The 13,026-nt window shown below is 60.3% G+C and carries 10 protein-coding genes; all 10 read right to left on the bottom strand.

Annotated features, from left to right (window positions below):
• Window positions 1-66: 66 nt before the first annotated feature.
• Window positions 67-1,083 carry a class I SAM-dependent rRNA methyltransferase gene (locus AC3IT9_RS24905; RefSeq protein WP_489271244.1) on the bottom strand — a complete coding sequence of 339 codons (1,017 nt, stop codon included), beginning with the start codon at window positions 1,081-1,083 and terminating at the stop codon, window positions 67-69.
• 213 nt (window positions 1,084-1,296) lie between these two features.
• Window positions 1,297-2,166, bottom strand: coding sequence for an oxygenase MpaB family protein (locus AC3IT9_RS24900; protein ID WP_150754953.1), 870 nt, complete (start codon window positions 2,164-2,166; stop codon window positions 1,297-1,299).
• 133 nt (window positions 2,167-2,299) lie between these two features.
• Window positions 2,300-4,237 (bottom strand): acetate--CoA ligase, encoded by a 1,938-nt coding sequence (acs, locus tag AC3IT9_RS24895; protein ID WP_489271243.1) that lies wholly within the window; start codon window positions 4,235-4,237, stop codon window positions 2,300-2,302.
• Between the two features lie 230 nt (window positions 4,238-4,467).
• Window positions 4,468-6,132, bottom strand: coding sequence for a glucose-6-phosphate isomerase (pgi, locus tag AC3IT9_RS24890; RefSeq protein WP_150727067.1), 1,665 nt, complete (start codon window positions 6,130-6,132; stop codon window positions 4,468-4,470).
• A 224-nt stretch (window positions 6,133-6,356) separates the two neighbouring features.
• Window positions 6,357-6,737: an aspartate 1-decarboxylase gene (gene panD / locus AC3IT9_RS24885; RefSeq protein ID WP_003228271.1), complete on the bottom strand. Its 381-nt coding sequence runs from the start codon at window positions 6,735-6,737 to the stop codon at window positions 6,357-6,359.
• 195 nt (window positions 6,738-6,932) lie between these two features.
• Window positions 6,933-7,793, bottom strand: a complete 861-nt coding sequence (gene panC, locus AC3IT9_RS24880) for a pantoate--beta-alanine ligase (RefSeq protein WP_489271241.1) — start codon at window positions 7,791-7,793, stop codon at window positions 6,933-6,935.
• Window positions 7,790-8,590, bottom strand: a complete 801-nt coding sequence (panB, locus tag AC3IT9_RS24875) for a 3-methyl-2-oxobutanoate hydroxymethyltransferase (protein WP_150754950.1) — start codon at window positions 8,588-8,590, stop codon at window positions 7,790-7,792. The genes panC and panB overlap by 4 nt, the downstream gene beginning before the upstream one ends.
• Before the next feature lie 363 nt (window positions 8,591-8,953).
• Window positions 8,954-9,439 (bottom strand): 2-amino-4-hydroxy-6-hydroxymethyldihydropteridine diphosphokinase, encoded by a 486-nt coding sequence (gene folK, locus AC3IT9_RS24870; RefSeq protein WP_489271239.1) that lies wholly within the window; start codon window positions 9,437-9,439, stop codon window positions 8,954-8,956.
• Between the two features lie 3 nt (window positions 9,440-9,442).
• Entirely contained in the window at window positions 9,443-10,843 is a 1,401-nt protein-coding gene (locus AC3IT9_RS24865; protein ID WP_191624915.1) for a polynucleotide adenylyltransferase PcnB, read from the bottom strand.
• 737 nt (window positions 10,844-11,580) lie between these two features.
• Entirely contained in the window at window positions 11,581-13,020 is a 1,440-nt protein-coding gene (locus tag AC3IT9_RS24860; protein ID WP_150754948.1) for a sigma-54-dependent transcriptional regulator, read from the bottom strand.
• Window positions 13,021-13,026: the final 6 nt, after the last annotated feature.

The raw sequence follows: 13,026 nt of genomic DNA, 5'->3' as shown, positions 1-13,026 counted from the left end.
TGGCACGCGTTTCCGGTTCCCAAGTGATTGGACTGATCAGGAAGTTTCAGATTTCTCCCACAGCGGTCAGAGCTGCAGAATCAGGGTTTTCAGCGGTGGTTGCTGATCCATCGACGGGAAGTCGGCGCCCGGTTTCATCACGCTCCACTCACGCACCGGCCGCCCGGCCTTCTCTGCGCAACGCAAAACCTGCTCGCGCCAGTCGTCCATGCTGACTTTCGCCAGGTTGTTGCAGCAGATCAGCACGCCGTTGTCGGCGGTGGTCAGCAGGGCCGGTTTGAGCAGGCTCTGGTAGTCGCGCAGCAGGTCGACGGTGCCGAATGCGCTCTTGGCCCAGGCCGGTGGATCGAGCAGTACCAGATCGTACTGGCGCTGTTCCAGGCGCGGATAGCTCGGCAGTTTTTGCCCGCGGCGCTGGCTGATCGGCAGGCCGGCCAGTTGGCGAATGGCCGGGAAGTAGTCGGACTGGATAAATTCCATGGTCGGCAACTGCGGGTTGAGTTGGCCGTTCTCCCGACCGACCGCGAGATTGCCTTCGGCGAAGTCCAGGTTGCACACCTCGCGCGCACCACCGGCGGCGGCACTGAGGCCGACACCACAGGTGTAGGCGAACAGGTTCAGTACGCTTTTGTTCTTGCTGTGATCCTTGACCCAGCCGCGGGTGTTGCGCAGGTCGAGGAACAGCAGCGGGTCTTGTCCGGCATGGCGACCCCGTACCCGATAGTTCAGGCCCCATTCGTGGCCGACCAGGTTTTGCAGGGCGGCTTCGTCGGCGCGGTAGACAATGTCTTCGCGATCGATGCGCGAATTGCCACGGGAGCGGTCGTTGTAGACCAGCAGGGTGTCAGAACCCAGGTGCTGATTGATCGCTTCGTGCAGTTGCAGCAGCGTCTCGCGCTCCAGCGGCTGGTGGAAACTCTGCACCAGCAATTGCGGGCCGTAGCGGTCGATGGTCAGGCCCCCTGCGCCCTCCTGGCTGCCGTGGAACAGGCGATAGCAATCGGTACCCTGGCTGTGCAACTCCGCCAACAGATCCTGGCGACGTTCGAGGGCGGCGCGCAGCGCCTGATTCAAGGAAGACATGCTGGGCGCCTTGCAGGAGGGAATTGGGCGCGGGAGTTTAACAGTTTTGGCACGGGACCGAGGTGCTGCCTTCGCGAGCAAGTCGAGTCGTCGCACCGCCGCTCCCACATCGGATTTTCTGTGAACATAAAACTCGAGTTCGACATAGATCCAATGTGGGATCGGCGGTGCGACGACTCGACTTGCTCGCGAAGCTTTTGATCTTTGTTCTTTCTAAGTAATCCCCATCCGTCGTTTAGCCCGCTGCACCGACCCATTACGCACCGCCCAGCGCAGCATCGGCGCACTGCGATTGACGCTGGCGCGGATCAGCTTGCGTTGCAGCGGATTCTGGCTGACACCGAGCATATCGCTGGCCCAGTCCGGCAGCAGATCGATCCCGGCCTGCATCATCAAACCACCGAAAGGCTTGGCCAGGCGGCTGGGGGAGGGGGCGTTCAGCAACAGGCGCAGGACTTCTCGGCTGCGTTCGTCGCACAGCAAATGTGGACGCATGCGCTCAAGGTAGTCGGCAATTTCCTGCCGCGAACGGGGCACATCCCGGGCCCCGAGGCGCTCGGCAACCAAGGCAATTTCGGCGTAATAGCGATCCTGATCGACCTGCGACAGGTGCGGATTGCGATAGCGCAAATGTGCGGTGAGGAAGTTGCTGACTTCCGCTACGTGCACCCACGTCAGCAATTCGGGGTCGCTGGCGGCGTAGGCGCGTCCGTCCGGTGCCGTGCCGGTGATCTGCAAATGGATGGTGCGGACTTTTTCGATCAGCCAGTCGGCATCCTGTCGAGAACCGAAGGTGGTGCCGGAGATGAACTGCCCGGTGCGACGCAAGCGGCCGAGCATGTCTTCACGGAAATTCGAATGGTCCCAGACCCCGGCCAATGCCAGAGGATGCAGGGCTTGCAGCATCAGGGCACTGATGCCACCGATCAGCATGCTGCTGAAATCGCCATGGACTTGCCAGCTCACCGAGTCCGGCCCGAACAGGCCGGGGTCGCCCTTGGGGTTTTCCAGATCGAGTTTGCCCAGGGACAAACCGGTCAGGCTCATGATCTGGGTTTCGATGCGGGTGCGGATGAATTCCATGGTGAACCTGTAGGAGCGAGCTTGCTCGCGATGGACGTTAACGATTACGCGTGTTTCCTGAATGTACGCGGCGCGTCGGAGTTCATCGCGAGCGATCGAGCGTCGACCGGCTGCTCCTACAGTGCGCAGTCCGTTACTGGTTCAGGCGTTTGTCGATCAGGCCCTGCACCACACTCGGGTCAGCCAGGGTCGAAGTATCACCCAGGCTGTCCAGTTCGTTGCAGGCGATCTTGCGCAGAATGCGCCGCATGATCTTGCCTGAGCGGGTTTTCGGCAAGGCCGGGGCCCACTGGATCAAGTCCGGTTTGGCGAAACTGCCAATTTCCTGGCTGACGAGGGCCAGCAATTCTTTCTTCAGTTCATCGTTGGTTTCGGCGCCGTTCATGGGCGTGACGAAGACGTAGATGCCCTGGCCCTTGATGTCGTGGGGGTAACCGACCGCAGCGGCCTCGGCGATGCTCTGGTGCAGCACCAGGGCGCTTTCCACTTCGGCGGTGCCGATACGGTGGCCGGATACGTTGATCACATCGTCGATGCGCCCGGTGATCCAGTAGTCGCCATCTTCATCGCGCCGCGCGCCGTCACCGGTGAAGTAGTAGCCGGGGTAGGGCTTGAAGTAGGTGTCGACCATGCGTTGCGGGTCGCGATAAACGCTGCGGATCTGCGCCGGCCAGCTGGACTTTATGGCCAGTACGCCGCTGCCGGCACCTTTGATTTCCCTGCCTTGCTCGTCGAGCAATACCGGTTGCACGCCGAACATCGGTTGTGTCGCACAACCAGGCTTGATCCGCTGGGCACTGACCAGCGGGCTGAGCATGATGCCGCCGGTTTCGGTCTGCCACCAAGTATCGACGATCGGGCAACGCTCTTCGCCGACTGCATGGAAATACCATTCCCAGGCTTCCGGGTTGATCGGCTCGCCGACCGTGCCGAGTAGCCTGATGCTGGCGCGGGATGTTTGCTTCAACGGTTCGGGGCCTTCGCGCATCAGTGCGCGCAGGGCCGTCGGGGCGGTGTAGAAAATGTTCACTTTGTGCTTGTCGATCACCTGCCAGAAGCGCGAGGTGCTCGGGTAGCTCGGCACACCTTCGAAGATCAGCGTGGTCGCGCCGTTGGCCAGCGGACCGTAGACGATGTAGCTGTGGCCAGTGACCCAGCCGACGTCGGCGGTGCACCAGAAGACTTCGCCATCGCGGTAGTCCAGCACGTACTTGAAGGTCATCGCTGCTTGCAGCAGGTAGCCACCGGTGGTGTGCAGCACGCCTTTGGGTTTGCCGGTGCTGCCGGAGGTATAGAGGATGAACAGCGGGTCTTCGGCGTCCATCGGCTCGGGCGGACAATCGGCGCTGGCTTCGCTCAGGGCCTGCTGATACTTGATGTCCCGTCCTTCGACCCGGTTCACCTGCCCCTTGGTGCGTTCGACCACCAGCACGGTGCTCACGTCCGGGCAGCTTCGCAGCGCCTTGTCGACGTTCTGCTTGAGTGGCACGACCTTGCCGCCGCGCACGCCTTCGTCCGCGGTAATCACGGTGCGGCAGTCGGCGTCGAGAATGCGGTCACGCAACGAGTCCGGGGAGAAGCCGCCGAACACCACCGAGTGCACCGCGCCGATGCGGGTACAGGCCAGCATGGCGTAGGCCGCCTCGGGAATCATCGGCAGGTAGATGCACACGCGGTCGCCTTTTTTCACGCCACGGCTTTTTAGTACATTGGCCAGGCGGCAGACGTTTTCATGCAGTTTTTTGTAGGTGATCGATGTCGAGTCGGCAGGATCGTCGCCTTCCCAGATGATGGCAACCTGATCGCCACGTTTCTCCAGGTGCCGATCGATGCAGTTGTAGCTGACGTTCAATTGCGCTCCGGCAAACCAGCTGGCTTCACCGGTTTTCAGGTTGTAGCGCTGGACGGTTTCCCAAGGCGCGCTCCAGTCGAGAAAACGCGTGGCCTGTTCGGCCCAGAAGGTGCTGGGGTGTTCGACGGATTGGCGGTACATGCGCTGATAGTCGTCTTGACTCAATTGTGCAGCCCGGCGGACGGCATCGGCTTTGGGGAACGTGCTGATATCGAACATGACGGTTCCTTATTCTTGTTTTGCGACAAAGATTAAGATGCGCCGAGAGGTCAATGGGTTCAAGTCAGATGCAAAACAACTGTGGGAGCGGGCTTGCTCGCGAAGACGGTGGTTCAGTCAACAAGGATGTTGAATGTACCGGCCTCTTCGCGAGCAAGCCCGCTCCCACATTGGATATTCGTTGCCCACAGAGTTTGTACTCAATACACACTCTGTGGGCAGGCTTCAAATCACCCGCGGTGACGACCACGGAAGTAATTGATCAGCCCTTGGGTCGAGGCGTCCTCGGCCGGGGTTTCTTCGCTGCCGACCAGGCGGTTGTAGACGCCTTTGCCCAGCTCTTTGCCCAGCTCCACACCCCACTGGTCGAAGGCATTGATGCCCCAGATCACGCTTTGCACGAAGACTTTGTGTTCGTACATCGCCACCAGAGCGCCGAGGCGACGCGGGCTGATGCGTTCGACCACCAGGGTGTTGCTCGGACGGTTGCCCGGGATCACCTTGTGCGGCGCGAGTTTGTGCACCTCGGCTTCACTCATGCCTTTGTCGCGCAGTTCGGCTTCAGCCTCAGGCAGGGTCTTGCCGAGCATCAGCGCCTGGCTCTGCGACAGACAGTTGGCGTACAGCCACTGGTGGTGGTCGGACACCGGGTTGAAGCTGACGATCGGCACGATGAAGTCGGCCGGGATCAGTTGGGTGCCCTGGTGCAGCAACTGGTGGTAGGCGTGTTGACCGTTGCAGCCAACGCCGCCCCAGATCACCGGCCCGGTGTCGGTGGACACTGGCTTGCCGTCCTGGCGCACGCTCTTGCCGTTGGATTCCATGTCCAGCTGTTGCAGGTGCTTGGTGATGTTACGCAGGTAGTGATCGTACGGCAGGATCGCGTGGCTTTGCGCGCCCCAGAAGTTGCCGTACCACACCCCGAGCAAGGCCAGCAGCACTGGCATGTTCTGTTCGAACGGTGCGCTCTGGAAGTGCTGGTCCATGGTGTAGGCACCGGACAGCAACTCCTTGAAGTTGGACATGCCGATGGCCAGGGCAATCGGCAAACCGATGGCCGACCACAGCGAGTAGCGCCCGCCGACCCAGTCCCACATCGGGAAGATGTTCTCTTCGCGGATGCCGAACGCTACCGCGGCGGCGTTGTTGCTCGAAACCGCGATGAAGTGGCGATACAGCTCGGCTTCCGAACCACCCTGGGCCAGATACCAGGCACGGGCAGCCTGGGCGTTCTTCAGGGTTTCGAGGGTGTTGAAGGATTTCGACGAGACGATGAACAGCGTGGTCTCGGCGCGCAGCTTCATGGTCAGTTCGTGGAACTCGCTGCCGTCGATGTTCGCCAGGTAATGACAGCGCACGCCTTTCTGGGCGTAGGACAGCAGCGCTTCGGACACCAGCTCAGGGCCGAGGAACGAGCCACCGATGCCGATGTTCACCACGTCGGTGATCGGCTTCTCGGTGTAACCGCGCCACAGACCATCGTGGATACGGCCGACGAGGTCGGTGATCTGGTTCAGCACCTTGTGCACTTCGGGCATCACGTTGACGCCGTTGACCGACAGCTTGTCGCCAACCGGGCGGCGCAGGGCCGTGTGCAGGGCCGGACGGCCTTCGGAAGAGTTGACGATTTCGCCGTCGAACAGCGACTTGATCGCGCCCTTGAGGTCGACTTCGTTGGCCAGGCCCACCAGCAGATTGCGGGTCTCGGCGTTGATCAGGTTTTTCGAATAGTCGAGAAACAGGCCGCAGCTGCTGAGGGTGAATTGAGTAAAACGCTGCGGATCGGCATTGAAGGCTTCGCGCATGCTGAAATCCTGCATGGCTTGGCGGTGGTCATTCAACGCTTGCCAGGCAGGCAGAGCGGTAACGTCGTGAGGAGTGCGGTAATACGCCATCGCTGCGGGTTTCCTTATTACTTGAACGGCCTTTTGAACACTAAAAATCCCGGAGCGCTGTGGGTGGGCGTCCCGGTCAACTGCGTCGACACGATTTCATGGCGCAGGGCGGATACAGTAAACCCCGCGCAATGATCTGTCTTGACTTTGTCTGACCTGTTTCCGGTACTTTTTTAACACCAAAGTTAGGAACGGTCCGACAAACGGAAGAGACAGGACTCGGATCAGGCGACCTGGACCGGAATGGCGTTGCTGGTGTGGCTCAATTCATTGCCCGGTGCCATGTAGAGCATGCGCGGCTTGAAGTTGAGCAGTTCGGCTTCGCTGTAATGAGCGTAAGCGCAGATGATCACGCGATCGCCAACCTTGGCCTTGTGCGCGGCGGCGCCGTTGACCGAGATCATGCGCGAACCTTCTTCACCACGGATGGCGTAGGTGGTGAAGCGCTCGCCGTTGTCGACGTTGTAGATCTGGATCTGCTCGTACTCGCGGATGCCGGACAGGTCCAGCCATTCACCGTCGATGGCGCAGGAGCCTTCGTAATCGAGTACAGCGTGGGTGACTTCGGCGCGATGCAGCTTGGCTTTGAGCATGATGGCGTGCATGAGTATTTCCCAGGTCGGAATCGAACGGCGGGCAGTTTGCCCGAAGGGGTTGTGGGCGGCAATACGGCTTGGAAACCGGCGCAGATCCCCTTGTGGGAGCGAGCCTGCTCGCGATGGCGGTGTATCAGTCAAAATTGTTGTGACTGAACAACCGCTATCGCGAGCAGGCTCGCTCCCACAGGGGAATTGTGTTGGCTAGACGGGCGCGTCGAGGTTCAGGTGCAGGTTGTCGATCAACCGCGTCGTACCGAGGAACGCCGCCACCAGAATCACCAGGTCACGATCCTGTGCCGTCGCCGGGCGCAAGGTCAGGGCATGGCGAATTTCCAGATAGTCAGGACGCAGGCCGGCTGTTTCGAGCTGTTTGATCTGCGTGCCGATCAGCGCCGGGTAGTCGCGTTCACCCTGCTTGATCGCCTCGCCGATCGCTTTCAGCGTGCGGTAGACCACCGGTGCCACAGCACGTTGCTCTTCGTTGAGAAAACCGTTGCGCGACGACAGTGCCAGGCCATCGGTTGCGCGAACAGTGGGCTCACCGATGATCTGAATCGGCATGTTCAGGTCATGAACCAGTGCGCGTATCACCGCCAGTTGCTGGAAGTCTTTCTCGCCGAAAATCGCCAGGTCCGGCTGGACCATGTTGAACAGCTTGCTGACCACCGTCGCCACGCCTTCGAAGTGACCCGGACGGCTGGCGCCGCACAGGCCTTCGGACAATTGCGGGACACTGACGCGGGTCTGGCCGGCCATGCCGTCGGGATACATCTCCTCAACAGTGGGGGCAAACAGCAGATGGCAACCGGCCTGGAGCAGCTTTTCCTGATCGGCGGCGAGGGTGCGCGGGTACTTGTCGAGGTCTTCGCCAGCACCGAATTGCAGCGGGTTGACGAAAACGCTCGCAACCACGAAGTCCGCCCGTTGGGAGGCTTTGGTCACCAGCGCCACGTGGCCGCTGTGCAGGTTGCCCATGGTTGGCACAAAGGCGATGCGCTTGCCTTCGCCACGGGCACGGGCCACGGCGGCCCGCAGTTCGCGTACGGTTTTTACGGTGTTCATGCAGAAAATCCGTGTTCGATCCCAGGGAAAGTTGCCGCTTTGACTTCAGTCACGTAGGCATTCAATGCAGCTTCAATGCTGGTCTGGCCAGTCATGAAGTTTTTCACGAATTTCGGCACGCGCCCGGTAATGGACAGCCCCAGCATATCGTGCAGAACCAGCACCTGGCCATCGGTGCGATTGCCGGCGCCAATACCAATCACCGGAATCTTCACCGCCTGGGTGATTTCTTCCGCCAGTTCGCTCGGGACGCACTCGAGTAGCAGCATTGCCGCGCCAGCCTGTTCCAGGGCAATCGCGTCGGCACGCATCTGCCGCGCCTGGTTTTCATTGCGACCCTGGACCTTGTAGCCGCCAAGGATGTTCACCGATTGCGGCGTCAGGCCCATGTGCGCGCAGACAGGGATGCCGCGCTCGGCCAGCAGGCGGATCGAATCGGCCAGCCACAACGCTCCTTCGACCTTGACCATGTGCGCGCCGGCCTGCATCAACAGGGCGCTGTTGGTCATGGCTTGCTCGGTGGTGGCGTAGGCCATGAAAGGTAGGTCGGCGAGGATCAGGGCATCGCTGTTACCGCGTTTGACGGCGGCCACGTGATAAGCCATTTCTGCGGTGGTGACAGGCAAGGTGCTGTCGTGGCCCTGCAAAACCATGCCGAGGGAGTCGCCCACCAGCAGCACTTCGACGCCGGCCTGGTTGCTGGCGTGGGCGAAGGTCGCGTCGTAGCAGGTCAGCATGGTGATCTTTTCACCTTTTTGCTTCAGACCTTGCAGGGTGGTCAGGGTGATGGCTGGCATGAAAAGTTCCTCATTCAGGCGCTGTGGAAACTACTGCGAGTAACGCGCGTGATTCTTCGTTGAATACAGGCGCACGCTCTTTCGTCGTGCTTTTAAGGCCTGGATTGCGCCCTTGAACGCCGTGTTGGCGGCAGCGGGACGCCTATAGTCGTGAGGAGAACGAGGGAAGTCAATTGCGTGTGTTACCGCATTGTTACGGGTGGGGTGTTACCGGGGTAACTGATGCGATTCAGCAGCAGATGCCGCGCTCGACGCAAAACCAATGTGGGAGCGAGCCTGCTCGCGAATGCGGTGTACCAGTCAACACTGATGCTCAATGACACACCGCATTCGCGAGCAGGCTCGCTCCCACAGGGGGCTTGGTCAAATCTGGGGGAGGCGTTCCAGGCCGACGAACGGGCATGCCTTGAGCAGTTCGGCCAAGGTCCGGCCATCGGCCAGGCGCAGATCCGCAGGTGCCAGTTCCGCCAGCGGATACAGCACGAAGGCCCGTTCCTGCATGTGGTAATGGGGAACCTTGAGGCGCGGTTCGTCGATCAGTCGATCACCGAACAGCAAGATGTCGAGGTCCAGCGTGCGCGGCCCCCAACGCTCAAGGCGCTCACGACCCTGGCCGTTTTCGATAGCCTGCAAGGCATCGAGCAAATCCAGCGGCGCCAGCGTGCTGTCGAGAGCGGCCACCGCATTGGTGTAGCGCGGTTGTCCGGGTAGCAGCGAGTCGCTTTGATAAAACGCAGAAACCCCAACCAGCTCCGTTTGCGGCAACTGCGCCAGCGCCTCGACGGCGCTGCGCAATTGGTCGGCGGGGTCAGCCAGGTTGCTGCCCATGCCGATGTAGATGCGTTCCATGGATTACTCGCCCGTGGTGCTCGAAGCGCCGGCGGCGCGTTTGCGCTTGGAACCACCGCTGCGGCGACGCTTGCGCGGGGCGCCGGTGCCTTCTTCCTTGCCGCTGAGGTCGCGAATCATGTCGCGACGCTCGCTTTCGTTGGCGTCCTGATAGTCCGTCCACCATTCGCCCAGGCCATCGGTCTGCTCGCCGGCGCTTTCGCGTAGCAACAGGAAATCGTAGCCGGCGCGGAAGCGTGGATTGTCCAGCAGCAGATCGGCACGCTTGCCGCTGCGGCGGGGCAGGCGTTCCTGCATGTCCCAGATTTCACGGATCGGCATGGTGAAGCGTTTAGGGATCGCGATGCGCTGGCACTGTTCGGCAATCAGTTCGTGCGCCGCTTCCTGCATCGCCGGAATCGGCGGCATGCCACGTTCCTGCAGGCGCAGGACGCGGGCCGGCAGGGCAGGCCAGAGCAGGGCTGCAAACAGGAACGCCGGAGTTACCGGTTTGTTCTGCTTGATCCGCAGGTCGGTATTGATCAGGGCTTCGCTGATCAGGGTGTGGGTGTACGTCGGGTTGTATTCCAGTGCTTCGGCGCTGGCCGGGAACAGTGGATCGAACAACTGCAGGTCGACCAGCATTTCAAACGTATCGGCGGCATGGCCGGAGAGGAACAGCTTGAGCACCTCTTCGAACAGGCGGGCCGACGGGATCTCGCGCAGCATCGGCGCCAGGCCGCGGATTGGCAGGGCACTGTGTTTTTCGATGCCGAAGTTCAACTTGGCGGCGAAACGCACGGCCCGCAGCATCCGTACCGGGTCTTCCTGGTAACGTTGCGTCGGATCGCCGATCAGGCGGATCAGGTGGTTGCGGATGTCGTGTACGCCGTTGGCGTAGTCAAGGATGCGTTCGCTGACCGGATCGTAATACAGGGCATTGATGGTGAAGTCGCGACGTTGCGCGTCTTCCTCCAGGGTGCCATAGACGTTATCGCGCAAGATGCGCCCGCTTTCGTTGCGCGAAGACTGATTGCTGTCTTCCTCGTCTTCGTTCTGCGGGTGATTGGCGCGGAAGGTCGCGACTTCGATGATTTCGCGGCCGAAGTGGATGTGCACCAGCTTGAACCGGCGCCCGATGATTCGCGCGTTACGGAATTCGGCCCGTACCTGCTCGGGTGTGGCGCTGGTGGCAACGTCGAAATCTTTCGGTGTGATACCCAGCAGCATGTCGCGCACGCAACCGCCCACCAGATAAGCCTGATAACCGGCGTTCTGCAGGCGTTCAACGATATTCACCGCGTAGCGGCTGAATTGCGCCTTCTGCAGCGAGTGTTGGCCGCTGTTGAGCACTTCAGGCGTGCTGCGAATGTGTTGCGTAGGACGCTTGGGAGTACGGAATGACTGGAACAGCTTCTTCAGCATGGGATGCACTGTTTGAAGGAATATTCGGCCATAACAGAAGAATGACCGCATGATGGGCGGGGATTCTAGCATTTAGTCGGGGGATGGTGTAGGACACAGCAGATATGAGCTGTAGGCCGCAGGCTTCAAGGCCGGAACGAGTCGATTTGCGGGGGATTTGCGAATCACGGAAACCACAAGGGGAGCCGAAGCTCCCCAAGAAGTAGTTGCATGCTCTATTTTTATTTTTGGTTTCGGGCTTCTTGTTTTTGTTGAGTGCCCTCGCCATGAAGCTTTCCTTCATGACCCTCCCAATCGGGAGCCAAGAGCAAACGGATTGCTTTGGTCGCTGAATTGCAGTGATCTTTCGATCCAACCAGTACAGGCTCTGTCTTAAGACAGTTTTTTGTTGTTCTCGGCCTGGTCGTGGGGCAAGCCCCAAATACAACGCCTCTCCAAAAGAATCAGTTAGCTGCGCCTCTCGCCGTCTTGTTTTTATTGTGCGTGAGTCGATTCGTCTTATTTTTATTGTCTTGTGCATTGCTTGTTATTGTTCTTGTATCAAACATATAGCAGGGTGCGTGCCAACTTTTGCGAAACCCAATAAAACAAGGGGTTAGGCCGGTCGGCAGGCATTTCGAGGGCCAAAAAAAGCCGGGGCTTCGTTACCGTAAGCCCCGGCTTCTGTTACGTGAAAAAGCTGAGGTAACAGTTTTTTCAGAAAGTCACGTGTTACCCGCACATGAGACAGGTACGGTTCAGCTTTCGCTGGCCACCCCGGTCTTGCGCCGCGGGATGCCAAGGCGCTGACGGCGCTCCCACAGGCATTTGCGGCTGACCCCGAGTTTGCGGGCCAACTCGGTTTCGGTCATGTGGTCCTGATGTTCGAGGACGAAATGCTGGAAGTAGTCTTCCAGGGAGAGGTCTTCGGTCGGTTCGTGGTTGCTGTTACTGGCGTTGCCGTTGCCCTGTTGGGGCGGCAGGCCAATGAACTCGTCGTCTTCCAGGTCGCCCAGTTCGATGTCGATGCCCAGCAGCTCGGCGGAAATTTCCGGGCTTTCGCACAGGATAACGGCGCGCTCGACGGCGTTTTCCAGTTCACGAACGTTGCCCGGCCAGGAGTAGTGGCGAATGGCTTGCTCGGCATCCGCGGCGAATTTCAGGTCGGTGCGGTTGATCCGCGCACTTTGCCGCGCCAGGAAGGCGTTGGCGATTTCGTTGACGTCCGCACCGCGTTCGCGCAGGGCTGGCAGCTTCAGCGCGATAACGTGGAGGCGGTAATACAAGTCTTCACGGAACTGGCCGATTTTCGCCAAGCTCTTGAGGTCGCGGTGAGTCGCGGCGATCAGGCGCACATCGACTTTTTGCGACTGCACCGAGCCCACGCGACGAATTTCGCCTTCCTGCAATACGCGCAGTAGGCGAGCCTGGGCTTCCAGTGGCAGTTCGCCAATTTCGTCGAGGAACAAGGTGCCGCCATCCGCCGCTTCCACCAGGCCGGCGCGCCCGGCGCTGGCGCCGGTGAATGCGCCTTTTTCGTGGCCGAACAGTTCGGACTCGATCAGGCTTTCCGGAATGGCCGCGCAGTTCACCGAAATCATCGGCGCCTTGGCGCGTTTGGACAGGTTGTGCAGGGCGCGCGCCACCAGTTCTTTACCGGTACCCGATTCGCCCTGGATCAGAACGTTGGAGTCGGTCGGTGCCACTTTGCGGATCTTGCCGTACAGGTCCTGCATCGGTGGGCACGAGCCGATAATGCCGATTTCACCGTTGCTGTTGTCGGTACCGGATTTCGCCGCACCGTTGGCGGCTTTGCCGGCAACCGCTTCACCGCCGGCTTGTACCGTTTGTCGGTCGCGCAGGATTCGTGCGGCCGCTTGCAGCATTTCGTCATGGTCGAATGGCTTGGCAATGTAGTCCACCGCGCCCATTTTCATCGAGTCGACCGCCGAGCGCAGGCTGGCATAGCTGGTCATGATCAGCACCGGCGTGCCCTGGGCGAGCTTGATCAACTCCGTGCCAGGAGCACCCGGCAGGCGCAGGTCACTGATGATCAGGTCGAACGAGGGAATGGTGAAGCGTTCTTGTGCTTCCTGCACTGATCCGGCTTCGCTGACCTGGTACTGGTTACGTTCCAGCAGACGGCGCAAGGCGGAGCGGATAATGGTTTCGTCTTCGACGATCAAAATGTGCGGCATTGATTC

This window comes from Pseudomonas sp. KH_046_1 (genome assembly GCF_057839025.1).
Note: the sequence above shows the minus strand (reverse complement) of the source record. Positions and strands in the feature narration are given on the sequence as shown.

Bases quoted from the DNA above. Each gene is read 5' to 3' on its own strand.
- panD (WP_003228271.1), bottom strand. From the start codon at position 6,737: ATGCACGCCATCATGCTCAAAGCCAAGCTGCATCGCGCCGAAGTCACC.
- panB (WP_150754950.1), bottom strand. From the start codon at position 8,590: ATGCCAGCCATCACCCTGACCACCCTGCAAGGTCTGAAGCAAAAAGGT.
- folK (WP_489271239.1), bottom strand. From the start codon at position 9,439: ATGGAACGCATCTACATCGGCATGGGCAGCAACCTGGCTGACCCCGCC.
- acs (WP_489271243.1), bottom strand. From the start codon at position 4,237: ATGTTCGATATCAGCACGTTCCCCAAAGCCGATGCCGTCCGCCGGGCT.
- AC3IT9_RS24905 (WP_489271244.1), bottom strand. From the start codon at position 1,083: ATGTCTTCCTTGAATCAGGCGCTGCGCGCCGCCCTCGAACGTCGCCAG.
- AC3IT9_RS24860 (WP_150754948.1), bottom strand. From the start codon at position 13,020: ATGCCGCACATTTTGATCGTCGAAGACGAAACCATTATCCGCTCCGCC.
- pgi (WP_150727067.1), bottom strand. From the start codon at position 6,132: ATGGCGTATTACCGCACTCCTCACGACGTTACCGCTCTGCCTGCCTGG.
- panC (WP_489271241.1), bottom strand. From the start codon at position 7,793: ATGAACACCGTAAAAACCGTACGCGAACTGCGGGCCGCCGTGGCCCGT.
- AC3IT9_RS24900 (WP_150754953.1), bottom strand. From the start codon at position 2,166: ATGGAATTCATCCGCACCCGCATCGAAACCCAGATCATGAGCCTGACC.
- AC3IT9_RS24865 (WP_191624915.1), bottom strand. From the start codon at position 10,843: ATGCTGAAGAAGCTGTTCCAGTCATTCCGTACTCCCAAGCGTCCTACG.